At 61.8% G+C, this 23436-nt stretch carries 21 protein-coding genes; 8 read left to right on the top strand and 13 right to left on the bottom strand.

Going from position 1 to position 23436, the window contains the following annotated elements; translation table 11 throughout:
• Positions 1-49: 49 nt before the first annotated feature.
• From B2M20_RS14075 to B2M20_RS14055, 5 genes are all read right to left on the bottom strand, one after another.
• A complete protein-coding gene (locus tag B2M20_RS14075) occupies positions 50-496 on the bottom strand; it encodes a DUF2946 domain-containing protein (protein WP_079447635.1) in 447 nt (148 codons plus the stop codon).
• Positions 497-654: 158 nt separating this feature from the next.
• On the bottom strand, positions 655-2718 hold the full coding sequence (locus tag B2M20_RS14070) for a hypothetical protein (RefSeq protein ID WP_079447634.1): 2064 nt from the start codon (positions 2716-2718) through the stop codon (positions 655-657).
• Between the two features lie 9 nt (positions 2719-2727).
• Positions 2728-5541 carry a DUF4159 domain-containing protein gene (locus tag B2M20_RS14065; protein WP_079447712.1) on the bottom strand — a complete coding sequence of 938 codons (2814 nt, stop codon included), beginning with the start codon at positions 5539-5541 and terminating at the stop codon, positions 2728-2730.
• Positions 5541-6482, bottom strand: a complete 942-nt coding sequence (locus tag B2M20_RS14060; RefSeq protein WP_173816007.1) for a DUF58 domain-containing protein — start codon at positions 6480-6482, stop codon at positions 5541-5543. Before B2M20_RS14060 ends, B2M20_RS14065 begins: the two co-directional genes overlap by 1 nt.
• Positions 6482-7486 (bottom strand): AAA family ATPase, encoded by a 1005-nt coding sequence (locus B2M20_RS14055; protein ID WP_079447632.1) that lies wholly within the window; start codon positions 7484-7486, stop codon positions 6482-6484. The genes B2M20_RS14060 and B2M20_RS14055 overlap by 1 nt, the downstream gene beginning before the upstream one ends.
• A gap of 566 nt (positions 7487-8052) precedes the next feature.
• Here B2M20_RS14055 and B2M20_RS14050 point away from each other — a divergent pair.
• Genes B2M20_RS14050 through B2M20_RS14035 form a run of 4 tightly spaced genes read left to right on the top strand, consistent with a single transcriptional unit; the run spans position 8053 to position 10845 of the window.
• Positions 8053-8658, top strand: a complete 606-nt coding sequence (locus B2M20_RS14050; RefSeq protein ID WP_079447631.1) for a DUF1285 domain-containing protein — start codon at positions 8053-8055, stop codon at positions 8656-8658.
• Complete coding sequence (locus B2M20_RS14045) at positions 8655-9332, top strand: CoA pyrophosphatase (protein ID WP_079447630.1); 678 nt, start codon at positions 8655-8657, stop codon at positions 9330-9332. Before B2M20_RS14050 ends, B2M20_RS14045 begins: the two co-directional genes overlap by 4 nt.
• A complete protein-coding gene (locus B2M20_RS14040) occupies positions 9329-9592 on the top strand; it encodes a DUF6111 family protein (protein WP_079447629.1) in 264 nt (87 codons plus the stop codon). Before B2M20_RS14045 ends, B2M20_RS14040 begins: the two co-directional genes overlap by 4 nt.
• Positions 9589-10845 carry a CCA tRNA nucleotidyltransferase gene (locus B2M20_RS14035; protein WP_079447628.1) on the top strand — a complete coding sequence of 419 codons (1257 nt, stop codon included), beginning with the start codon at positions 9589-9591 and terminating at the stop codon, positions 10843-10845. Before B2M20_RS14040 ends, B2M20_RS14035 begins: the two co-directional genes overlap by 4 nt.
• A gap of 106 nt (positions 10846-10951) precedes the next feature.
• Here the strand turns inward: B2M20_RS14035 and hemF are convergent, their stop codons facing one another.
• The 4 genes from hemF to B2M20_RS14015 form a co-directional block, all read right to left on the bottom strand.
• Positions 10952-11866, bottom strand: a complete 915-nt coding sequence (gene hemF / locus B2M20_RS14030; RefSeq protein WP_087881190.1) for an oxygen-dependent coproporphyrinogen oxidase — start codon at positions 11864-11866, stop codon at positions 10952-10954.
• 88 nt (positions 11867-11954) lie between these two features.
• Positions 11955-12320 carry a 6-carboxytetrahydropterin synthase gene (locus B2M20_RS14025; RefSeq protein ID WP_079447627.1) on the bottom strand — a complete coding sequence of 122 codons (366 nt, stop codon included), beginning with the start codon at positions 12318-12320 and terminating at the stop codon, positions 11955-11957.
• A gap of 132 nt (positions 12321-12452) precedes the next feature.
• Positions 12453-13085, bottom strand: coding sequence for a 7-carboxy-7-deazaguanine synthase (queE, locus tag B2M20_RS14020; RefSeq protein WP_079447626.1), 633 nt, complete (start codon positions 13083-13085; stop codon positions 12453-12455).
• Entirely contained in the window at positions 13082-13552 is a 471-nt protein-coding gene (locus B2M20_RS14015) for a tRNA (cytidine(34)-2'-O)-methyltransferase (RefSeq protein WP_079447710.1), read from the bottom strand. Before B2M20_RS14015 ends, queE begins: the two co-directional genes overlap by 4 nt.
• A 191-nt stretch (positions 13553-13743) precedes the next feature.
• On the opposite strand from B2M20_RS14015, the gene petA reads away from it, so the two are divergent.
• Both petA and B2M20_RS14005 read left to right on the top strand, forming a co-directional pair.
• Positions 13744-14271 (top strand): ubiquinol-cytochrome c reductase iron-sulfur subunit, encoded by a 528-nt coding sequence (gene petA / locus B2M20_RS14010; RefSeq protein WP_079447625.1) that lies wholly within the window; start codon positions 13744-13746, stop codon positions 14269-14271.
• A gap of 51 nt (positions 14272-14322) precedes the next feature.
• A complete protein-coding gene (locus tag B2M20_RS14005) occupies positions 14323-16383 on the top strand; it encodes a cytochrome c1 (protein ID WP_079447624.1) in 2061 nt (686 codons plus the stop codon).
• Between the two features lie 101 nt (positions 16384-16484).
• Here the strand turns inward: B2M20_RS14005 and B2M20_RS14000 are convergent, their stop codons facing one another.
• Entirely contained in the window at positions 16485-16982 is a 498-nt protein-coding gene (locus B2M20_RS14000; RefSeq protein ID WP_079447709.1) for a YbhB/YbcL family Raf kinase inhibitor-like protein, read from the bottom strand.
• Positions 16983-17294: 312 nt separating this feature from the next.
• Between B2M20_RS14000 and B2M20_RS13995 the strand changes: the two genes are divergently transcribed.
• Together B2M20_RS13995 and B2M20_RS13990 are read left to right on the top strand one after the other, a co-directional pair.
• Entirely contained in the window at positions 17295-19466 is a 2172-nt protein-coding gene (locus tag B2M20_RS13995) for an anthranilate synthase component I (protein ID WP_079447623.1), read from the top strand.
• A 159-nt stretch (positions 19467-19625) separates the two neighbouring features.
• Positions 19626-20165 (top strand): adenine phosphoribosyltransferase, encoded by a 540-nt coding sequence (locus B2M20_RS13990; RefSeq protein ID WP_079447622.1) that lies wholly within the window; start codon positions 19626-19628, stop codon positions 20163-20165.
• 30 nt (positions 20166-20195) lie between these two features.
• Here B2M20_RS13990 and B2M20_RS13985 read toward each other — a convergent pair whose 3' ends face one another.
• The 3 genes from B2M20_RS13985 to B2M20_RS13975 form a co-directional block, all read right to left on the bottom strand.
• Positions 20196-20864, bottom strand: coding sequence for a hypothetical protein (locus B2M20_RS13985; RefSeq protein ID WP_079447621.1), 669 nt, complete (start codon positions 20862-20864; stop codon positions 20196-20198).
• Between the two features lie 232 nt (positions 20865-21096).
• On the bottom strand, positions 21097-21855 hold the full coding sequence (locus B2M20_RS13980) for a P-loop NTPase family protein (protein ID WP_079447620.1): 759 nt from the start codon (positions 21853-21855) through the stop codon (positions 21097-21099).
• 315 nt (positions 21856-22170) lie between these two features.
• Positions 22171-23283, bottom strand: coding sequence for a M48 family metallopeptidase (locus B2M20_RS13975; protein WP_079447619.1), 1113 nt, complete (start codon positions 23281-23283; stop codon positions 22171-22173).
• Positions 23284-23436 lie beyond the last annotated feature (153 nt).

Genomic DNA, 23436 nt, shown 5'->3' with positions numbered 1-23436 from the left:
CGAAGTTCCTCGGCAATGGGTTGCGCAGCGCGCTATTGCCGGATCGACATCAGGACGAAGGAGGGGCGCGTGGTTGGAAGGCGATAGGCCGCGATTCAAGGTGATTGAACTCGGCTTCGATCACTAGATGAAGGAAATTACAGGCGTCGGGCAACAGCAAAACAGGAGGCCCGGTGAACAGCATCGTGCCCGCCAGCGCCATGACGGCGCAAACGGCGCATCGGTCGCGTTCCTGATCGTCACCTGTCGGTCCGGCCGGACTCGTGACGAACGTTTTGGCGGAATTGGTTAGAACTGCGTGTTGCGGGTCTACGGTCGCACCGGTTCGGGCAGCGGCCGGGTCGCTGGCTGGCACGGATGCGTTGGTTTGCACCGAGGTCGGTGCCTCAAGGGCGGCAGCACCGTGATGATGCCCGAACGACAGGACAAACTGGATCGCAAGCGCGAACAGCGCAAGCCGCGATCCGTGTTTGATGTTCGACCGGAACCACTTCATTGCAACGTGTCCACGCCTTCGCGGTATCTCAGACGTTACAATATAACATCCGGGTTCCGGCCGGATGTCAACGGCGACCTAATGGGACGGCCCAAAGACGTGGTCGCCAGTGCGAGACTGTGTGGTTTGTGCAACGGATCACAGGAGTGGATTGGAGCTCAGCGTCCTTCCCGAAGCCAGGTTGCGGCAAAGGCGCCCAGCAGCAACAGCAGGCCGATCACTCCGGAGAACACAGGCAGCACGCCGACGCCGCGGACCACGCTGGCGTCACGAATCCGCACGCCCAACCAGCCCTCGCCGCGAAACACGCTTGAGGCGCGCACCGGAACGATGCGCGGAACGTCGATGCTCGAGCCGTCCGCGATCCGCCGGGCGTCACCACCGCTGGCCTGCGCGAGCGGTTTAATCTCGTCCACGGTTGACGTAACCGCCGAGAATTCCTTCGGATTGGCCGGGCCGACATTGACCAGAGCTTTCAGCGTGCCGTCGGTCGCCTGCCATAATCCGAGTTCGTCCGCCATCAATCCCGTCTCCCACAAGCCGGGTTCGGCGGCCTTCAGTAACAGTTCGCGAGTCTTGCCGGAGGGCGAGGTCACAGTGACCGGATTGACGGTGTCGGCCATGGTCTGGCGCTGCACGATGAGATCCTTGCCGTGAACTTTAAGTCGCAGCGTCTCTTCCTCGAGTTCGGGCTGCTTCATCAGCCAGTGCGACATCCGCCGGAGCAGATCGAGATGCGGGCCGCCGCCCTCATAGCCCCGTGCCCACAGCCAGATATGATCCGACAAGAGCAGCGCCACCCGGCCTTCGTCATACCGCGACAGCAATAGCAAGGGCTGGCCGTCGGCACCGGTCATAACTGGTGGCACCGAAACGTTGCGGGTGTCGACTTCGCGGAAAAATCGGCTCCAGTGCGGCGGATCACTCGCGGAGCCTTCGAGCCCCCGGGTGACAGGATGACGCTTGCCGGCGTCGCTCAGCCGGGCATGGAACGGCTTTTCGGTGACGCCGACCGGTTCGGCGGGCAGCACGGTGTCCAGCGGCGTCCGCCAGATGCTGGTGGTCGAGGCGTAGTCGGGGCCGGCCGAAACCAGCACCGCGCCCCCCGCGCGCACGTAACGCGCGATGTTGTCGAAATAGGCGGTCGGCAGCACGCCCTGGCGCGCGTAGCGGTCGAAGATGATGAGCTGAAATTCGTTGATCTTCTCCTGAAACAGCTCGCGCGTTGGAAAAGCGATCAGCGACAGTTCGTGGATGGGCGTGCCGTCCTGCTTCTCGGGCGGACGCAGAATCGTGAAGTGAACCAGATCGACGCTGGGGTCCGACTTCAAAAGGTTGCGCCATGTGCGTTCGCCCGAATGCGGCTCGCCCGATACCAGTAGCACTCTAAGCTTGTCGCGGACGCCGTCGATCGGCACCACGGCGCGATTGTTGACGGGCGTCAGTTCGTTCTCCAACGGCGAGACTTCGATCTCGACGATGTTCTGTCCGGCATGTTTGATGTCGACATCGACGTTGACGGTTTCCCCGCTCAGAACGGTACGCTCGCTGATCACTTCGCCGTCGCGGCGCACCACTGCTTTCGCGCGCTCGCCGCTGACGCCCTGGTCGTCGAGTCGATAGGTGACGGTCTGGGTCTGTCCGACAATACCGAAACGCGGCGCGGCAACGATCGCGACGCGGCGGTCGCGTTCGTCCGTGTGGCCGGTGATCAGGGCATGGACCGGCGCCTTAAATCCCAGGGCAGAGACGTTGCCCGGAATGTCGTGAACGCGCCCGTCGGTGATCAGGAAGGCGCCTGCGACGCGGTCGGTCGGCACATCGGACAGGGTCGAGGAAAGCGCCGAAAACAGCTTGGTGCCGTCGGTCTCGCCATCCGCCTGGCCTGCATCGACGACGCGGACTTCAAGTCCCTTGATCTGCTTGAGGCGGTCGACCAGCGCTTCGCGCGTCTTCGCGGCCTGATCGGTGCGGTCGCCGAAATTCTGGCTCGGGCTTTTGTCAACGATGACGGCGGCCACCGAGGACAGCGGTTCGCGCTCCTCCCGGGTGAACGACGGATTGGCGAGCGCGAGCAGGATCAGCGCCAGCGCCGCCACCCGTACCGCCGCGCCGCGCGCGCGGCCGACCAGGAGCAGCACCGTGATCACGACAATCGCGGCGGAGGCGCTCCACAGCACGATCATGGGAACAAGGGGGGTGAAGGCGATGCCGTACTGCATGCTGCGGTCCTATTGCCCCAGCCGTTCGATCAGCGCGGGAGCATGAACCTGGTCGGCCTTGTAGTTGCCCGTCAGCGTATACATCACGATGTTGACCCCGGCACGGAACGCGAATTCGCGCTGACGCGGCTCGCCCGGCGAGAGCGGCAGCATCGGTTGGCCGTCGGGACGCATGGCCCAGGCGCCCGCGAGATCGTTCGAGGTGATGATGATCGGCGAAACGCCGTCGCCGCCGCGCGCCGGCCGTGAGCCCGCTTCGTCATCCTCATTGCGCGGCAGGGCCTCGACCCAGGTCTGGCCGGTGGTGAAGCGGCCCGGAAAATCGTGCAGAAGATAGAACGTCTTGGCCAGCACATGCTCATGCGGCACGGGTTCGAGCTCGGGGATGTCGAGCGACGTCAGGATGACGCGCAGTTGTTGCATTCCAGGCGTCCGGGATTCGCCATCCGGCCCCGGCAACGCATCGATCGCATCTCGGGTGTCGAACAGAATGGTGCCGCCCTGCTTCATGTAGGCGTCGATCTTATCGAGAGCGTTTTGCGGCGGCTTCGGCGCGCCCGGCACGACCGGCCAGTATATCAGCGGGAAGAATGCCAGTTCGTCGCGTGCCGGATCGACGCCGACCGGATCGCCGGCTTCAAGCGCCGTGCGTTGCGCCAGAAACAATGTAAGTCCGCTCATCCCGGCCTTGACGATGGCGTCGACCTCCGGGTTGCCGGTCACGACATAGGCGAGCCGGGTCTGGGAGGTGGCCTTCGTGGCAAACTCGTCGCTGGCGCTGTCGGCGCGCGAAAGTGAAGGCGCCATCGCCATCGTCGGCAGAGCAAGCGCGACGACCAGCGCCGCTTGAGCCGCGCGGCGACGCAGCAGCATGGCCATGCCGCCGCCAAGCAGCGCCACGATGACGGCGTCGGCCAGAAACAGCGCGAGCGCCGAGGACAGCAGGATACCTCGCAGATCATGCGGTTCGGCGTTGGTGAAACTCGCCCGTCGCGCCGTGAGGTTCGAAGTGTCGAGCGGCACGATCCGGTCGGTCGCCGCCAGCGTGTTGACAGCAATCGGCCCGTCGGCGGGGCCGTAGAACCCCGGTGGATGCTCAATGGTGCCGCGGCCGCGATAGTCGGCCCGCAAGGGTTTGACGGAGGCGGGCGGGGGTCCGAAAGCGCCGAAACCGTCGAGCGTCCGCAGCGGCGCGACGGTTTCCGCCTTGGCATTGGCGTCTGCGGTTCTGCCTGTGTTTGCGGTGTAGCCGGAAGCATCCACGATACGCCGCAGCATCTCGACGAAAGTGCCGGACATTGGCAGATCGGACCAGCGCATGTCGGCGCTGATGTGGAATAGCGCCAGCAGGCCTTTGCCGCGGCGCTCGCCGGTCACCAGCGGCGTTCCGTCGACGAGAGAGGCCCAGCTCTTGGCCGCGAGCCTCGCATCCGGTTCGGCGAGCACCTGCCGGTTGACGGTCACGTCGTTCGGCACCGGAAGCGCCGCGAACGGTCCGTCCGCGGCGAAGGCAGCGAGATGCTGCGGGTTTTCCCAGGTCATGCTGCCACCGAGGCTGCGGCCACCATGCCGCAATTTTACGGGGACCAGATCGTCGTCTGCCTGCGCCAGGCGCGGCCCCGCGAACCGCACCAGCACGCCGCCATGTTTGATCCAATCGTCGATCCGATGGCGCAGTTCCGGGGACAGCGCTCCAACGTCGGCCATTACGATCATTGACAGCTTCTGATCCAGAAATTGGGTGATGATCTGCTGCGGGGCTCCCTTGTCGCCGAGCCGGACATCGGCGAACGGCGCCAGCGCGCGGCTCAGGTAGAAAGTCGATGCAAGCAACGGCTGCGCCCTCTCGGTGCTCGATCCGCTGACCACGCCGATGGCGCGTCGGCGCCAGCGCTTGTCGAGCAATTGCACCGCGCCCGCCGATCGCTCCCCCGCGATCTCCAGCCGGGCGATATCGTTGCGCAACTCCAGCGGCAGGTCGAACGCGGCTTCTGTTTCGCGATCCTGAGGCGCAAACACATATTGCGTCTCGCCGATCGGCGCCCCTTTCTGGTCGAGCGCACGGACAACCCCGGCGGCCGGGCCGTTCGCGTTGGCGCGTAGCACCTTCACGGTCATCCGGGCCGCGGCATTTTCTGCCGCGGTCAGCGCACGGGCGGGCAGCGTGCCGCCTTCGACGATGGTGAGGGAACGGTCGCCGATCACCTCGCGAAGTCCGTCGACGAATTCCGTCCCACGCCCGCTGTCGATGCCATCGGTCAGCCACGCGATATCGCTGTCGCCCGTCGCGTTCAGGAAGCGTTTAAGCGCCGGCAGCGTTTCGACGCGGTCGACCGCGAATGGCTTCGGAGCAAGCTGCCGCAGCGTGACGCGCGCGGTTCCGGCGGACATCAGCGTGATGTCTTGCGCCGGGTCCGACAAGGGCACGATAGCAACGCCCCGCCGGTTGCTGTCGGCCTCAGTGATCAGTTGATCCGCCGCCTTGATCCGCATCTCCCAGCTCGATGCGGCGCTCCAGCCATCGTCGAGCAGGATCGTTAAGGGCGCGGCGCTACGGGCTGCGCCGGTATTAGGATTCCACACCGGACCGGCAGCAGCGAGAATCACCAGCGCCGCCGCCGCAAGCCGCAATGCCGTCAGCCACCACGGCGTGCGCGAAGGCGTGTCTTCCTTCGGTGCGATATCGAACAGCAGTCGTGTCGGCGGAAAATCGATGCGACGCGGGCGCGGCGGCATCACACGAAGCAGCCACCATAGAAGCGGCAGGCTGAGCAGGCCGAGCAGCATCAGCGGTTGCAGGAATGACAGCGGAAGCGCCGACATCATGCGGTGGGCCCCGCTTTGGCCGCGATGACGCCGCTTCCCCTGCTCGCCATCATGCCGCCGTGGAGGAACAACAGCAGGTCCGCCGCGGACCGGTCGGTGGTGTGGGTCGAGAACAGCCAGTCGAGCGTTCTGGTCTCAGAGCGGATCTGGTCGCGATGCAGTGCCACGCGCGCGACGTAGTCTCCGGCCCATCGTTCGGCGCGGCCCGCAGTGATGGCCCGCCCGTCCTCGGGTTCGACGAATTCGACGCGCCCCGAATAGGGAAATGTCTCCTCGGCGGGGTCGACCACCTGTAGCAGCGTGCCATGTGCCCCCGAAGCCGACAATCCGGCCAGCATGGTCCGGATATCGGCGATCGGTGACCAGAAGTCCGACAGCACCACGATCTCCGACCGGGCCGATGGCACGAACGAGGGCGGCAGACTGGCGCGCGCGAGATCGTCATGGAGCATCGCCTGGGCTATTCTGTCGATGACGTTGCGGTTCGCGGTTGGATTTATCAGCCCGGGAACGCCGACGCGTTCACCGCCGGCCACCAGCAATTCAGCCAGTGCGAAGGTGACGATCAAAGCGCGCTCGAGCTTGCTGTCGCGCGCATTTCGGGAGGCAAAGGCCATCGACGCCGAACGATCAGGCCACACCCACACGGTGTGCGCGGCCTCCCACTCGTGCTCGCGGACGTAGAGATGATCATCGCGCGCGGAGCGACGCCAGTCGACGTTCTGCGACGGCTCGCCAGAGACGAAACGGCGGTATTGCCAGAAGCTTTCACCCGAACCTGCGCGGCGGCGGCCGTGCAGGCCGTGAATCACATTGGCGGCGATGCGACGGGCTTCCAGCACGAGACGCGGCAGCGACGCCGCCAGCGTGCGGCTTTCACCATCGGCGCGTCTGACTGCTTCGATTTCCTGCCTGACGTGCCCGGCTGCTGCGACCATCAACCGATCCGCGTTTTAAGTTGTTTAATGACATCGGAAATCGTGCGACCTTCGGCACGGGCCGTGAAGGTCAGCGCCATGCGATGCTTGAGCACCGGCTCGGCGAGATCGAGCACGTCGTCAATCGACGGCGCAAGACGTCCGTCGAGCAGCGCGCGAGCGCGCACGGCCAGCATCAGCGACTGACTGGCGCGCGGTCCCGGTCCCCACGCGATCAGTTTTCCGATTTCGCCGCTTTCCGGTCCGGGGCGCGCCGAGCGCACCAGCGACAGGATGGCTTCGACCACGCTGTCGCCGACCGGCAGCCGCCGCACCAGCCGTTGCGCTGTGAGCAGGACATCGGCGTTCATCGCGGCTTTCGCCAGGGCCTCCTCGGCGCCGGTGGTCTCGAACAGGATGCGGCGTTCCGCGTCGCGATCCGGATAGTCGACATCGATCTCCATCAGGAAACGGTCGAGCTGTGCTTCCGGCAGCGGATAGGTGCCTTCCTGCTCCAGCGGATTCTGCGTCGCCAGCACATGAAAGGGTTTGGGCAGGTCGTGGCGCGCGCCGGCGACAGTGATGTGCTGCTCCTGCATCGCCTGCAACAGCGCTGATTGCGTGCGCGGGCTGGCGCGGTTGATTTCGTCCGCCATCAAAAGCTGTGCGAATACCGGTCCGGCAATGAAGCGGAACGAACGCTTGCCGATGCTGCTTTCGTCCAGCACCTCGGCGCCGAGGATGTCCGACGGCATCAGGTCCGGCGTGAACTGGACGCGCTTGGCGTCGAGTCCGAGCGTCACGCCGAGCGTCTCCACGAGCTTGGTCTTGGCAAGGCCGGGAACGCCGATCAGAAGCGCATGCCCCCCGGAGAGGATGGTCACCAGCGTATTTTCGGTCACCCGGTCCTGACCGAAGATGACGGTGGCAATCGCATCCCGCGCCGCGCGAATTTGCCCGGCGACTTGCTCGGCCGAACGGACGATCACGTCTTCGAGTTTCTCGACACTCTTGTCCGAGTCCATAGCCATCCATCACTCCTTGCGCGAGGCTACGCAATTTGCGTCGTCGCGCCATGAACTGTTAAACATACGAAAACGGCATGTATTCATTGAACTAAACTATTCCCACAATATCTGGTCTCTCGAGCTATGAGCGGCATCACGAAGCGACGAATGATCGCGTCGATTTCGATGCCCGATCCACGCCTAGTGCCTCGATTCCGAAGTTCGTATGTTCCGCAGCGACATTTAATCCGAACTTCGAAATCAAAGGGGCACTAGCAACCTTATGATTCTAGTGTGGTTTGGGTTCAGAAGTTCGCTCGACGGACTTGCCGGGGGAATGAAGCGAACTTCTGAACCACCACGCTAGTGGTCCGATTCCAACGTTCGCATCCCGTTTCAGCAGGTGTTTTTGCGAACGTTAGAATCGCAGGACCACTAGCAACTATAGGTTTCTAGTGGAGTTTTGGATTTGACATTCGCATTTCGGTGCCCGCGGCAGATGGGTGGCGAATGTCAAATCCACTCCACTAGTGGGTTGATGTTCCCCTTTGTGGCAGAAGAGGCGATCAGCGTCGGGGTAAACCATGGCGAAGCAAGGGCGGCCCGCTACTCGGACACTGGATGGCCTGACGGCCTCAGCGCGCAATGCCGCGGGCTCGCCCGGCAGCGGTTTGCCGCCAGTCCATCTGTGGAATCCGCCGTTTTGCGGCGATCTGGACATGCGAATCGGCGGCGACGGCACATGGTATTATACGGGAACGCCAATCGGCCGGCCTGCGCTGGTGCGTCTGTTCTCCACGATCTTGAAACACGAGGATGGCAAATACTTTCTGGTGACTCCGGTAGAGAAAGTGGGCATCAGCGTCGATGACGCACCGTTTCTGGCCGTCGAAATGATCGGGAATCGGGACGAAAATGGCCGCCTGCTGAGATTCCGTACCAATGTCGGCGATTGGGTGCCATGCGATTTTGCGCACCGGCTGCGCTTCGAGTGCTCGGAGGGCGGCGGGTTGAAGCCTTATTTGCACGTTCGGGCCGGTCTCTGGGCCAAAGTGACAAGAGCGTTGTATTACGATCTTGTTGACATGGGTGAGCAACGGATGGTCGATGGTCAAATGATGTTCGGAGTCGAATCGGGCGGTGAGTTCTTCGCGATGGCGGATGCGGAGCAGGTGAGGGACGCAGGTTGAACGTTCCGATGGTGAAGACAGTGGTCGCGTCCCCCGATGTCGGCACTGAGGCGTTTTTCGACCGCGCACGGGCACGGTTGTGTTTCGATATACCGCCCGGGCTGACGGACGCCGGCATCGTTCCGTTGACCGGTGACCATGACAATGATGCCGTGCTCCGGACGATCGCTCAGGAAAAGCCGATCCGGCCGGCGGCGGTGCTGATCCCGGTGGTCGCGCGCGAGCAACCGACCGTGCTGCTGACGCAGCGCGCGGCTCATCTGAGTGAGCACGCTGGCCAGATCGCGTTTCCCGGCGGCAAGATCGACGCGACCGATGCCTCGCCGGTCGATGCGGCGCTGCGCGAGGCGTGGGAAGAAGTCGGGCTGACCCGCGACTTTGTGGAGCCGATTGGGTATCTTGATCTTTACGGCACGAGTTTCGGGTTCCGTATCCTGCCGACGGTGGCGCGCGTGAGACCCGGATTTGATCTTTATATCAATAAGGATGAAGTGGCCGACGCATTCGAGGTGCCGCTGTCGTTTCTGATGAACCCTGTCAATCACAAACTCGGCCGGAAGCAATTCCGCGGCACAACGCGCTCGTTCTACGAGATGCCGTTCGCCGAACGAAATATCTGGGGCGCAACTGCCGGGATCCTGCGCGTACTGTACGAGCGAGTCTATTTGAAATGATCCGTCCAGTTTTAATGGAACTCGGAATCTTCCTGATTCCGTTCGCGATCTACGCGGCATATCTGATCGCCCACCGTGTGGACTTCATGATCGCCGCCTCATGGCCGCCGCACATCGTCGTGCGACTTTCGCTAGCGGCGCTGGCGCTGGTTGTCGTCAGCTTCGTTCTGTTGGCGAATTTCTCGGGCTCGCCGCCGGATTCGACCTATGTTCCGGCGCATCTTGAGAACGGCAAACTTGTGCCCGGAGTCGAGAGGTGAACCCGGCCCGCTCGCTATGCGATGCGGGCTGGCTGAAATCAGGTCCGGCGGCGCGTGTTCTGGCGCTGCTCAGTGAAAACGGCGAGGAAGCGCGGATCGTCGGCGGCGCGGTTCGCAACGCCTTGATGGGTCTGCCTGTGGGCGAGATCGACGTGGCCACCACGGCGCTGCCCGAAGAAGTCATGCGTCGCGCGGCCGCGGCTCGCATCAAGAGTATTCCGACCGGCATTGAGCATGGCACTGTCACGCTGGTGGTCGAGGGCCGGCCGTTCGAAGTCACGACGCTGCGCGAGGATATTGAAACCTTCGGTCGCAAGGCCAGGGTTGCATTCGGCAGGGATTGGGCGCGCGATGCCAAGCGCCGCGATTTTACCATCAACGGTCTGTCCGTTGAGAGCGACGGCACAGTGCACGATCATGTCGGCGGACTCGACGACATCGCCGCTAAGCGGGTGCGCTTTATCGGCGATCCGGATCGGCGTATAGCGGAGGATTACCTGCGCATACTCCGCTTTTTCCGGATCCATGCCGCCTATGGTGGAGGCGAACCCGATCGGGATAGCCATCTCGCCTGCATCCGCGGTCGCGCCGGACTTACCACGCTGTCGGCCGAACGCATGCGGGCGGAGATACTGAAGCTGCTGGTCGCGGAGGGCGCCGTGGAGGCGCTGGTGGCGATGGAGGACGGCGGCTTGCTGCTGACCATTCTCGGCGGCGTGGCGTATCGCGGTCCGCTCGCGGCGATGATCGTGGCAGAGCGCGCGCTGGAACTTGCGCCGGATCCGATCCGCCGGCTCGCGGCGCTTGCGGTATCGGTTACCGAAGACGCGCGGCGGGTTGCGCAGCGATTGCGGCTCTCCAATGCCGAGGCGAAACAACTGGATTCGATGGGCCATCGCTGGTGGCGGCTGGGCAGCATGGACGAGGCAACCGCGCGGCGGCGAATCTACCGACTTGGGGCGCCGCGCTTCCGCGATCGGCTGATGCAGGCCTGGTCGCGGGCTGGCCTCGGCGCCGATCCGGCACCGTGGCTAAACGTCGCAACCCTGCCGCAGCGCTGGCAGCCGCCGGCCTTCCCTTTGAAGGCCGAGGATTTCGTCGGACGCGGAATCGCGGAAGGTCCGGCGCTCGGACACGTTCTCGCGATCGCGGAAGATGCCTGGCTTGCAGAGGATTTCCCGCTCGATTCCGCGCGACTTTCGGCGATTGCCGATCAGACCGTCGCGCGGTTCACGCGCGATCACCGGCTGTGAGGGCGGCAACATTCCGCTAGAGCGGGATGGGGAAAAGTGGATAGCGGTTTTCCGCCCGCGTCCCGCTTCTCGTTCGTGATTTTGAATTGGTTCGGTCCAACCGGATCTAAGGCCATTTCACCTCGGGAGGCATCGACGAGAGGATCGACTCGACGTTGCCTCCGGTCTTCAGCCCGAAAATGGTGCCGCGGTCGTAGAGAAGATTGAATTCGGCGTAACGTCCGCGTCGGATCAACTGTTCCTCGCGATCGGCCGCGGTCCACGGCGTGCTGAAGTTCCGACGCACGAGCTCGGGATAGACCTTGAGCAGCGCTCGCCCAACATCCTGCGTGAAGGCGAGGTCGGCATCCCAGTCGCCGCTGTCATGCCAATCATAGAAGATACCGCCGATCCCGCGGGCTTCCTTGCGGTGCGGCAGATAGAAATACTCATCGCACCAGGTCTTGTATTTGTCGTATGCGGCGATGTCGGCATGGGCATCGCAGGCGGACTTCATCGCCGCGTGAAACGCGAGGCTGTCGGCATCCTCCTGCGTGCGCCGCCGCATCAGCACCGGCGTCAGGTCGCCGCCGCCGCCGAACCATGCTTTCGTGGTCACCACGAAGCGCGTGTTCATGTGAACGGCGGGAATATGCGGATTGCGCATGTGGGCGATCAACGAGATGCCCGACGCCCAGAAATTCGGATCATCCGCCGCACCGGGAATCTGCGCACGAAACTCCGGCGCGAATTCGCCATGTACGGTCGAGCAGTGCACGCCGACCTTCTCGAATAGCCGCCCGTGCATCATCGACATGACGCCGCCGCCCCCGGGTTGGCCGGTGTGGTCGGTACGCTCCCAAGGCGTGCGGACGAAGCGTCCTATGTTACCGGGATAGAGCGAAGCGGGCGCGTCGTCTTCCAGCTTTTCAAAAGCCGAGCAGATATTGTCGCGCAACTGCTCGAACCAGGATCGCGCGCGGGCCTTGCGGGTCTCGAGCAGGGAGGCGTCCATCGGATATTCCTTGAGAGACTCTGTCATTGCGAGGAGCTTAAGCAACGAAGCAATCTAATCTCGCTGGTTTTAAATCTGGATTGCTTCGCTGCGCTCGAAATGACAAGTGAGAATTTCAACTTTCGGGTCCGAAATAGGTGCAGCTTTCGCCGCAACTATCGCGATGTACGCTGACGCGTGTCACGTGTCCTGCGTGCTGGACATGATCCCAGATGAAACGCGCCAGATTTTCCAGCGTCGGCGGGCCAAGTCCTTCGACGTTGTTGAGGAGCTTATGATCGAGTTTGCTCCGGACCTCGCCCATACCGCGCTCGAGCAGGCCGAGATCGAGCACCATTCCGCTCGCGGGATCAGGCTTGCCGCGGACGCTCACCTCGGCGCGGAAAGAATGGCCGTGGATTTCCATGCTCGCGGTGCCCAATGTCGTTGCCGGCAGCGAATGCGCGGCCTCGAAGCGGAATGATTTCGTCAACTCCCACATTCGTCAAACCTGCTTCCGATTAAAGGCGTCATTGCGAGGAGGCGCAGCCGACGAAGCAATCCAGCTCTTTCCTTGGAGCTTCTGGATTGCTTCGCTGCGCTCGCAACGACGAGGGTGTGGTTAATTTCATCCCTACCTGATCCCCAGCGTCTTGTGTGTCTGCAGGCTGAGCCGCCACTGCGGATGCCGCAGGCAATAGTTGATGGCGCGCACCGTGTTGCCTGCCACGTCCGGCCCGTCCATCGGCTGCAAAGAAAACCGTTCGAAGGTGAGATCCTTGAAATCCTCGGGCCGGATATTGGTTTGTGGATAGACGAGCTTGAGTTCGTGGCCTTTGGTGACCAGCAAATCGGCGCCGGCCTTGGGGCTGACGCACAGCCAGTCGATGCCATCGGGCGGCGCAATGGTGCCGTTGGTCTCGATCCCGATTTCGAAACCGCGGGCGTGCAGTGCATCGACCAATGGCTTGTTAACCTGCAACAGCGGCTCGCCTCCGGTCAACACGGTGTAGCGATGGGCGGCCGGTCCGATCCATTGCGCGGCAATGGTTTCCGCCAGCGCATCAGCAGTATCGTAGCGGCCGCCCAGCGTTCCGTCGGTGCCCACAAAATCAGTGTCGCAAAATCGGCAGGTGGCCGAGGCGCGGTCTTTTTCGCGGCCGCTCCAAAGGTTGCAGCCAGAGAAGCGACAGAATACCGCGGCCCTGCCGGCATGAGCGCCTTCGCCCTGCAGCGTCAGAAAAATCTCCTTAACCGCGTAACTCACGAAGACCTTCCCGTTGCGGCCGACCTCGTCTGCCGCAAGGCCTCGCCCACTGCCATAGCCGCTGCCATGGCGACGTTCAGCGAGCGCAGACCGGGCCTGACCGGTATTACCAGGGTTGCATCCGCGGCCGCCGCAACAGCATCCGGAACCCCGGCGCTCTCACGTCCAAATAGCAAAATATCTGTATCGGCAAAACGATAGTCCAGATAGGGGCGTGCGCCCTTGGTCGTAAATAACACCAACCGGCCGCCGTCTTCGGCGCGCCATTGATTGAATTTTGGCCATGAATCGTGGCGCACAATGGTGACCTCGTCGAGGTAGTCCATGCCCGCACGACGGAAATGCCGGTCCGAGACCGGAAACCCGGCCGGTTCGATGATATGGGCTTCGACGTTGAGGCACGCACACAGACGGAGAATTGTCCCGGTGTTCTGCGGTATATCAGGTTGGAAGAGCGCGACCCGCATGAGCTCAATGCTTTCCGAGATGGCTTCGTGGCTAATGGGCGGATTTGTGCACTGCACGAGTGACGGATAGCGCACTTGCGCTGATCCGGCGAGGGTGCCAATAAAACGGCCGCTCGAAAGACGTATCTCTCTGGGGAGTGGGGTACACCGATAGCAACAAGACCGGCAGCGGGTAAGAAAGGGTTGAAATCGTGACGACATCGTCTTCGGCAGGACAAAGCCGCCGTGATTTCCTTTTCGTAGCAACCGGCGCCGTCGCCGCCGTCGGCGCGGCGGCCGTGGCCTGGCCGTTAGTGGCCCAGCTTAACCCGGATGCGTCTACGGTCGCCGCCGGCGCCCCTATCGAGGTCGATCTCGCTCCGATCGCCGATGGACAAGACATCAAGGTGTTCTGGCGCGGCAAGCCGATCTACATCATGCACCGCACCAAGAAACAAATCGAGGAAGCCCGCGACGTCAATGTCGCGAGCCTGCCTGATCCGCAGCCGGATTCCGCGCGCGTCAAGGAAGGCCATGACCAGTGGCTCGTCGTAATCGGCATCTGCACCCATCTCGGCTGCATTCCGATTGCGCATGAAGGGAACTACGACGGATTTTTCTGTCCGTGCCATGGTTCGCAGTACGATTCCTCAGGCCGTATCCGCCAGGGGCCGGCGCCGCTCAATCTTGCCATTCCGCCTTACGCCTTTATTTCCGACAGCAAGATCAAGATCGGATAAGGCCGAAAAGCCCCGAACCGAACGCGTCGCTTCATTCTTCAGGATCGCATCATGAGCGGACCATCCAGCTTCCAGCCGCAAAATTCCGTCCTCAAGTGGATCGAGCGGCGTTTGCCGATCTTCGGTCTCGTCCATTCCTCGTTCGTCGCCTATCCGACGCCGCGCAACCTGAACTACTGGTGGACGTTCGGCGGCATCCTCTCGTTCATGCTCGGGGTGCAGATCATCACCGGCGTCATCCTGGCGATGCACTATACGCCGCACGCCGACCTCGCTTTTAACTCGGTCGAAGCCATTGTGCGCGATGTCGACTACGGCTGGCTGCTGCGTTACCTTCATTCGAACGGCGCCTCGATGTTCTTCATCGCCGTTTATATCCACATGCTTCGCGGCCTGTATTACGGCTCCTACAAAGAACCGCGCGAGATCCTCTGGATCCTCGGCGTCATCATCTACCTCCTGATGATGGCGACCGGCTTCATGGGCTACGTGCTGCCCTGGGGTCAGATGAGCTTCTGGGGCGCGACCGTCATCACCAATCTGTTTTCCGCCATTCCCTATTTCGGCGAAAGCATCGTGACGCTGCTATGGGGCGGTTACTCGGTCGGCAATCCGACGCTGAACCGCTTTTTCTCGCTGCACTACCTCCTGCCTTTCGTGATCGCCGGGGTGGTCGTGCTGCACGTCTGGGCGCTGCACGTCGCCGGTCAGAACAATCCGGCCGGGGTCGAGCCCAAGACCGCGAAGGATACGGTGCCGTTTACGCCTTACGCGACCATCAAGGACGGGTTCGGTCTTTCCTGCTTCATCCTGTTCTACTGCTGGTTCATCTTCTACATTCCGAATTATCTCGGCGATCCCGACAACTACATCCCGGCCAACCCGGGCGTGACGCCCGCGCATATCGTGCCGGAATGGTACTATCTGCCGTTCTACGCGATCCTGCGCTCGATCCCGGACAAGCTCGCAGGCGTGGTGGCGATGTTCAGCGCTATTCTGATCCTGGCCTTTCTGCCCTGGCTCGATTCCGCAAAGACCCGCTCGGTGCGTTATCGTCCTCTCGCCAAGCAGTTCTTCTGGATCTTCGTCGGTGTTTGTCTCGGCCTTGGTTATCTCGGCGCGAAGCCGCCGGAAGGCGTCTACGTGGTTGCCGGACGTATCCTGACGGCGTGCTATTTCGCCTATTTCCTGATTGTGCTGCCGATCCTGAGTCGTATCGAAAAGCCGCGCGCCGTTCCCAATTCGATCGCCGATGACGTGCTGGGAAAGAAAAAAGTCGTGGCTTCGGCCTTGGCGGTGTTCGGCGCTGTCGGGCTGCTGGCGCTGGATAGCGGCTCGAAGGTGATGGCGGCCGACCATGGCTCGATTCCGCCGTCGTTGAGCTGGTCGTTCGCTGGCCCATTTGGAAAATTCGACCAAGGCCAGTTGCAGCGCGGCTACAAGGTCTACAAGGAAGTCTGCTCGGCCTGCCACTCCATGAATCTCGTGCACTATCGTAACCTGACAGACCCGGGCGGTCCGGGCTTCTCCGTCGCCCAGGCCGAGGCGCTGGCTTCCGAAATCCAGGTGAAGGACGGCCCCAACGATGCCGGCGACATGTTCGAGCGACCAGGCCGGGTCGCCGACAAATTTCCGTCGCCGTTTCCCAATGAGAACGCCGCTCGCGCAGCCAATGGCGGCGCGGCTCCGCCCGATCTTTCCCTGATGGCCAAGGCACGCGGCTATGAACGGGGCTTTCCTCAGTTCATCTTCGATGCCTTCACGCAGTTTCAGGAAAAAGGCCCGAACTATATCCATGCCCTCCTGACCGGTTTTGAAAGTAGTCCGCCGGAAGGGTTCGCTCTGCCGGAAGGATCGACCTACAACAAGTACTTCCCAGGTCATGCCACGAAGATGCCGAACCCGCTGGCGGACGATCAGGTGACCTATGACGACGGAACCCCGCAGAAGGTCGATCAGTATGCGAAGGACGTGTCCGCTTTTCTGATGTGGGCCGCCGAGCCGAAGCTCGAGGAGCGCAAGCGGATTGGCCTGCAGGTCATGATTTTCATGATCATCCTTGCCGGGCTGCTCTACTTCACCAAGAAGGCGGTCTGGGCCGACGCGCATTGAATGATGCGCAGGTTCTTCGCATCAAAAAGGCTCCCTCGCGGGAGCCTTTTTGATTGGTGCCGCGATGCAGTGACGGCGGGACATTAAACGCTTGTATCGTCTCACCGCTTGAACAGACCCATCACCGCCGATTTCGCCAGTGTGTTGAAATGAAGCTGGAAACCGATCACTGCCGCTGATGTGTCGGCATTGGCGTTGATGTTGCCGCCGACCGCGTACACGGTGAAGAAATAGCGATGTGGATGATCGCCTTCAGGCGGGCAAGGGCCGCCGTAGCCGGCTGTGCCGAAATCGGTGCGGGTCTGTAGCGCGCCATTGGGAAGCTTGCCACTCCCGGGATTGCCGGCGTCGAGCACAAGCTCCGTCACCGAGGCCGGAATATTGATGACGACCCAATGCCAGAAGCCGCTGCCGGTTGGTGCGTCCGGATCAAAGCAGGTTACGGCGAAGCTCTTCGTGCCTGCCGGCGCGCCGCTCCAGCGCAGGTGCGGTGATCGGTTGCCGCCCGCGCAGCCGAAACCGAAATCCGCCGACAGGATATGATCCTTGTCGAGGTAGTCGCCATCCTTGAAACTATTGCTCACGACTTTGAACGTCATGATGTTCACCCGGTGTCGAGTCAGGCCAATCTAGCGCGCGTTGTTGGGGGCGCAACCGCCATGGCGGCGGACCTGATCGCGGCAATGCGGCCCGAGTCCGGCCGTGAACGCTCTTGACATCGCACCACCGGAATGATGATTTCGTGGCATGAATCCTGCCATCCGCCCGTTCCGTCTCTGGTGGGCCACCTTCTGAAGGTGGCCGGTGCGATTTTGCTTCAATTCTAATCGTCGAAGGCCGTCATGCAGAGCGACGGCCTTTTTTGTTTGTCCTGTGTGGCGCACTCTTCGCAAGTCTCGTAAGAGGACTGCATGAACAGGACCGTCTTTTCCCTTCCCGCGCAAAGCGAGTACCTGACCGCCAGCGGTCTCTCGATCAGCCGTTCGATCGAACACTTTACCGGCGGCAGCAGGCTCGACGACCTGATCGGTCTGCTCGATAGCCGTCGCGGCGTGGTGCTGTCGTCTGGTACGACGGTGCCGGGCCGTTATGAGAGTTTCGACCTTGGCTTTGCCGATCCGCCGCTCAAGATCGAAACCACAGGATTCAATTTTGTCATCGAAGCCACCAATGTTCGCGGCGAGGTGCTGATCGCTTTCCTTGGTGAAACACTGAGCGTACCCTGTGCGGTCGTCACCGAAAAGACTGCCTGCCGGATCGCTGGCCATATTGTGCGCGGCGATGCTCCTGTGGAGGAAGATCAACGCACCCGGCGTGCAAGCGTGATGTCGCTGGTGCGGGCGCTGGTGGCGGCTTTCGCGTCGACAGCAGATCCCATGCTCGGGCTGTACGGCGCGTTCGCCTATGACCTCGTGTTCCAGATGGAAGATCTGGTGCAGAAACGCGCGCGTGAAAGCGATCAGCGCGACATCGTGCTATTTATTCCGGACCGCCTGCTCGCTTATGATCGCGCCACTGGCCGCGGCGTCGTACTGTCCTACGATTTCGCATGGAAGGGCCGCTCCACCGAAAAGCATCCGCACGATACGCCTGACAGCCTTTATGCGAGAACACCGCGCCAGGGTTTTACCGATCACGCCCCGGGTGAATATCAGGCCACGGTGGAAACCGCGCGCGCCGCGTTTGCGCGTGGCGACCTGTTCGAGGCGGTGCCCGGACAGTTGTTCGCCGAACCCTGCGAGCGCTCACCGGCCGAAGTGTTTCAGCGGCTGTGCCGGATCAACCCGTCGCCCTATGGCGGATTGGTCAATCTCGGAGACGGTGAGTTTCTAGTCTCTGCCTCGCCGGAAATGTTCGTGCGCAGCGACGGCCGCCGCATCGAGACCTGCCCGATTTCCGGGACCATCGCGCGCGGCGCCGATGCCATCGGCGATGCCGAGCAGATCCGCGAGTTGCTCAACTCGGAGAAGGACGAGTTCGAGCTCAACATGTGCACCGACGTCGATCGCAACGACAAGGCGCGCATCTGCATGCCGGGAACGATCAAGGTGCTCGCGCGCCGCCAGATCGAGACCTATTCAAAGCTGTTTCATACTGTCGATCACGTCGAAGGCATTTTGCGGCCCGGCTTCGATGCGCTCGATGGGTTCCTCACCCACGCATGGGCGGTGACGGTGACGGGTGCGCCGAAGAAGTGGGCGATCCAGTTCGTTGAGGACAACGAACGCTCGCCGCGGCGCTGGTACGCCGGCGCATTCGGTGTCGTCGGCTTCGATGGCTCGATCAACACCGGCCTGACCATCCGCACCATCCGCATGAAAGACGGCCTCGCGGAAGTGCGCGTCGGCGCGACCTGCTTGTTCGACAGCAAGCCGGAGCTTGAAGACCGCGAGTGCCAGACCAAGGCGGCGGCGCTATTCCAGGCGCTACGCGGCGACGCGCCAAAGCCGCTTTCGGCGGTGGCGCCGGACGCAACCGGCTCCGGAAAACGCGTGTTGCTGATCGACCACGACGACAGTTTCGTGCACATGCTGGCGGATTACTTCCGGCAGGTCGGCGCGCGCGTCAGCGTCGTGCGCTATGTCCACGCGCAGGATATGCTCGACAAGCAAAGCTATGACCTGCTGGTGCTGTCACCCGGACCCGGCCGGCCTGAGGATTTCGGCATGGCCCGAACCATCGGTACGGCGCTGGAGAAGAACCTGCCGGTGTTCGGCGTCTGTCTCGGCTTGCAGGGGATTGGTGAATATTTTGGCGGCCGTCTCGGCCAGCTGGCGCAGCCGGCGCATGGGAGACCATCGCGCGTGCAGAGTCGTGGCGGACGGCTGATGTGCAACCTGCCAAACGAGATCGTGATCGGCCGTTATCACTCGCTCTATGTCGAACGCGACCGTTTGCCCGACGTGCTGGAGGTGACGGCGACCACCGACGACGGGGTGCCGATGGCGATCGAGCACAAATCGCTACCGGTCGGCGGCGTGCAATTCCATCCCGAATCGCTGATGTCGCTTGGCGGCGAGGTTGGCTTGCGGATCGTGGAGAACGCGTTCCGGATGGGGAGGGCGCGAAGCGCAACGACGTGAAAGAGCCCCATGAGCGGGCTTGACCCCTGCAACTGTCATCCTCAAAAGGATGGATTGCCGGATCATAGGCGAGCGAAGCGACGCCGTTCTTCGAACGGCTATGCTCAGGAATGACGAAGGCAAAGCGCCGCTCCAAATTTGTTCTGCGAAAGAGATTCGATGACCTTCGAAGATGATCTGCAGGCCTCCGTTCGTACCATTCCGGATTACCCCAAGCCGGGGGTCATGTTTCGGGACATCACCACGCTCCTCGGCGATGCGCGCGCGTTCCGCCGCGCCGTCGATCAGCTCGTGCATCCGTGGGCCGGATCGAAGATCGACAAGGTCGCCGGCATCGAGGCGCGGGGCTTTATCCTCGGTGGCGCGGTGGCGCATCAGGTGTCCGCAGGCTTTGTGCCGATCCGCAAGAAGGGCAAGCTGCCGCACCAGACCGTACGGATAGCCTATGCGCTCGAATACGGCATGGACGAAATGGAAATGCACGTCGACGCCATTGCCAGCGGCGAGCGCGTCATTTTGGTGGATGATCTGATCGCCACCGGCGGCACAGCCGAGGGCGCGGTGAAGCTGTTGCGCCAGATCGGCGCTGACGTCGTTGCTGCCTGCTTTATCATCGATCTGCCGGATCTCGGCGGCGCGGCCAAGTTACGCGCGATGGATGTCCCCGTGCGGACGCTGATGGCGTTCGGCGGACATTGAGCCCTCCTTCGAGGGGGAAGGAAATGAATCTCATCCCCCCTGTTGCATCAGTTGTCGTTCGATCTCACGAAAGCCGAAATAGTTGTTGCGGATCCACTGGTGGAGCTCGGTTGAAGAATCTGTCTCCGTTCGCAGATATTCGGTGAACGAGAAGGTCAGCCGGTCGATATAGGTCTTGAGAAACGCGGGAAGTTCTGCGATGCGCATCACCCGATTGTGCATGAAAGCTTCGGGCAGCCTTCCGCGCATAACGAATTCATTTTCGACCGTAACGATAGCGTTGGGCGGCAGCGTTGCCCGTAGGGTCTGATAGCCGCGTGCGGAAACACGATCGCTATCGGCGATGAATAGGACAACCGGCGCCACCTCGCTCCGCGCGGATTCCTTGACGAAGCCGATCTCCTCGATCATCCCGAAAAATTCGTCGAAGGAGGGGTAACCAAGGTCGATCACCTTGGCGAGACCGTCATTGATGATCAACTGGTCCATCAGCGCCATCTTGCCGAACGTGTCATCAATTTCTGCGGTCTCTGTGAGACGCGGCAGATAGTCGACCAGAGACGGCTCCTTCAGGTTGACGTCAAAGGCGAGGACATCGCCTCGCTGCAAACGAAGAAACTCGCTGAGCTGCCGCGCTATCAGCGTCTTGCCGACCTGCGGACGTGGCGAACAGATAATGTAGACAGGAGTGCGAGGCATAGGAGCTACATCGGAGCGACGATCCCGATCTAGCAGGACGCCGACAAACTCTCCACCGACATTCTTGATGCGCCACTGCGCAAATGAGGACGCGGCTTGGTCGCGATCAGGATTTTCAAGCTAAGCGGCAGTCGAGTTGACCCGTTGTGCAGATGCACAGCCGAGGTCTGCGCTGCCGTTGTAAACGCAAGTCCTTATCAACTGATAAGTTCCGGAACGACGGAAAGATCAGTTACTTGTTCGATGCGCGGGAACCGCTCTTCTCCTTTGAGGCGACGATGTCGGTGAGCTTGATGCGGTCGTATTCGCTCCACACATTGGCGAGCCAGTGGCGAACATAGCCGCGCAGAACGAACGAGTAGTTCGCGGCTTCGTTCTTCGGTCCCTTATTGGCTACGAACCTCAGGAAGGGCACTGATGACACCTCGACCTGCTCGTACGCCATCTCGTTGAGCTTCGGGATGGTGATTTCGGTCGCATCCTTGATCTTGCGGAAGTAGGCGTTGTAGGTCGCCTGGTCCCACTCGAAGAAGCTCGTGTTGTTGATGAAGTTCTTCACCAGAAAATATTTGGCGCCGGACATGAATCTGGCAGTTTCCGCGATCTCATCCAGGGAGGCGATGGAGGGGCCAAGAATGTGGAATACCGCGAAGGTAATCTGCCCCGTTTTCGCCGCGTCGAGAAAACCGATATCGCGAAGCGAGGCCAGAGCCGAAGACATGAGTCCGGCACGGACGTCAATCACGGTGACGCTAGCCTTGGCCGTGTTGAGCGTATCGAAGATCTTCATCTGATCCGCGGTCGACGTCATGTCGACGATCTCAGTGACATCTGGATGAAAACGCCTCAGCGTGCCACGAGGCGATTCTGTGTCGAAGGCCCTGGTCGGTACGTTGTTGGCGCTGAAATAGTCGAGAATGGTGCGGGAAACGGTCGTTTTGCCAACGCCGCCTTTGTCCGCGCCAACCACAATCACTGCCGGCTTCGCCATGAGACCCCTTTGAGCAAGCTGAAATCGGCGACCGCGGATGGTCGCGCGGCCGAGCTGTCCCCCCCAGTCGTTGCTTGGAGCGGGACCATGGCAGAAACGAGGGAGAATTCAATTCGATATGTCAAATCTGGCAAAATTCGTTGAGCCGTTGAGCATTCGTGGCGGCTATATTTGCGTTTTCGAGCGAAGTGGATACCGGTTCGCGTGGAGAAAACGCGTCAAATCCAAAAGCCCCACTTCTGCTTCCATCAGAAGCGGAAAGCCTCGAGTATGCCTGCGAGCCTGAAACAGGCTTAGGAAGCGGCAAAATAAAGGTCAGGAGCGATGGCTCGGTGGGCCGGGAACGGGCGGTGCCGGCTCGCTCCAGGGTCCCGGCGGAAGCCCGGGCAATTTCTGATCGGTCGCGGCGCGCTCGGTATGCAACCGCATCGGTCCGGGATCGTGGCCGCCGGCATATGTCACCAGCGCGCGCACCCGCGTTTCGATGGAAGGATGGGTTGCAAAAAGGTCGGCGAAACCTTGGCGCGGGTTGTCGACACACATTTCCATCACGGCCGAGGTTGCGCCCGGCAGTTCGCCACGGTTCTCGATCTTGCGCAACGCCGAGATCATGGCGTCGGGATCCTTGGTCAATTCGACGGAGCCGGCATCAGCCATCAGTTCGCGCGAGCGCGACAACGCCATCCGTATCGCTTGCGATAAAAACCAGGAGAGCGCGATCAGCACCATCGCCAGGATCACGGCGATGACGGCGCCGCCGCCTTTGCCGTCGCCGTTGCGGGAGGAGGATGAGCGCGACGAACCGCCGCCGATCCGCGCGCCGCTGTTGAAGAAGATGCGGAAGCACAATTCCGCGACGAAGCCGACCACGCCCGCGATGATGACAGCGACCACCATCAACTGAACGTCGCCGTTGCGAATGTGGGTCAGTTCGTGACCGAGCACCGCTTCCATCTCCCGATCGTTAAGCTGGTTCATCAGGCCGGTGGTGACGGTAATCGCATATTGACGGCGGTTGAGTCCGGTGGCGAAAGCGTTGATCGCGTCGGTATCGATCACCTTCAGCTTCGGCATCGGGATGCCGCGGGAGATGCAAAGGTTTTCCAGCAAGTTGTAGAGCTGCGGTTGTTCCTTGCGGGTGACATCATGGCCGCCGGTGACCGCATCAATGATCGACTGATGGAAGAAATAGGCGATCACAATCCACAGCGCCGAACCTGCTGTTGCCCAGGGGAGGACGGCGATCAGGTCATGCCAGGCGATGGTGATGTAGAACGCCGCCGGGTAGTCTGCGCCGCGCCGAAACACTTCGGCAATCAGCGCGCCGGCGAACACCATTACATAAATCAGGACGAACAGCCCGGCGAGCAAAAACATCGAACGAATCTTGTTCGACGCGATGTGTGTGTAGAGACCGTAAGCTGCCATTAGGCGAATCCGTTTGCAGCGCTTGTCGCGCAGACGATCCGTTTCCTTCCCTCGGATGGCAGTGGGTGAAGGACGGAGAGGGGGATGCAACAAAATCGGAAAGGGATCGAGCCAACGACAAAATCGATCCCGGTGGTTGGATAGCCCTCTCCA

The sequence above is a fragment of the Nitrobacter vulgaris genome, from assembly GCF_002028545.1.
Taxonomy (GTDB): Bacteria; Pseudomonadota; Alphaproteobacteria; order Rhizobiales; family Xanthobacteraceae; genus Nitrobacter; species Nitrobacter vulgaris.
Note: the sequence above shows the minus strand (reverse complement) of the source record. Positions and strands in the feature narration are given on the sequence as shown.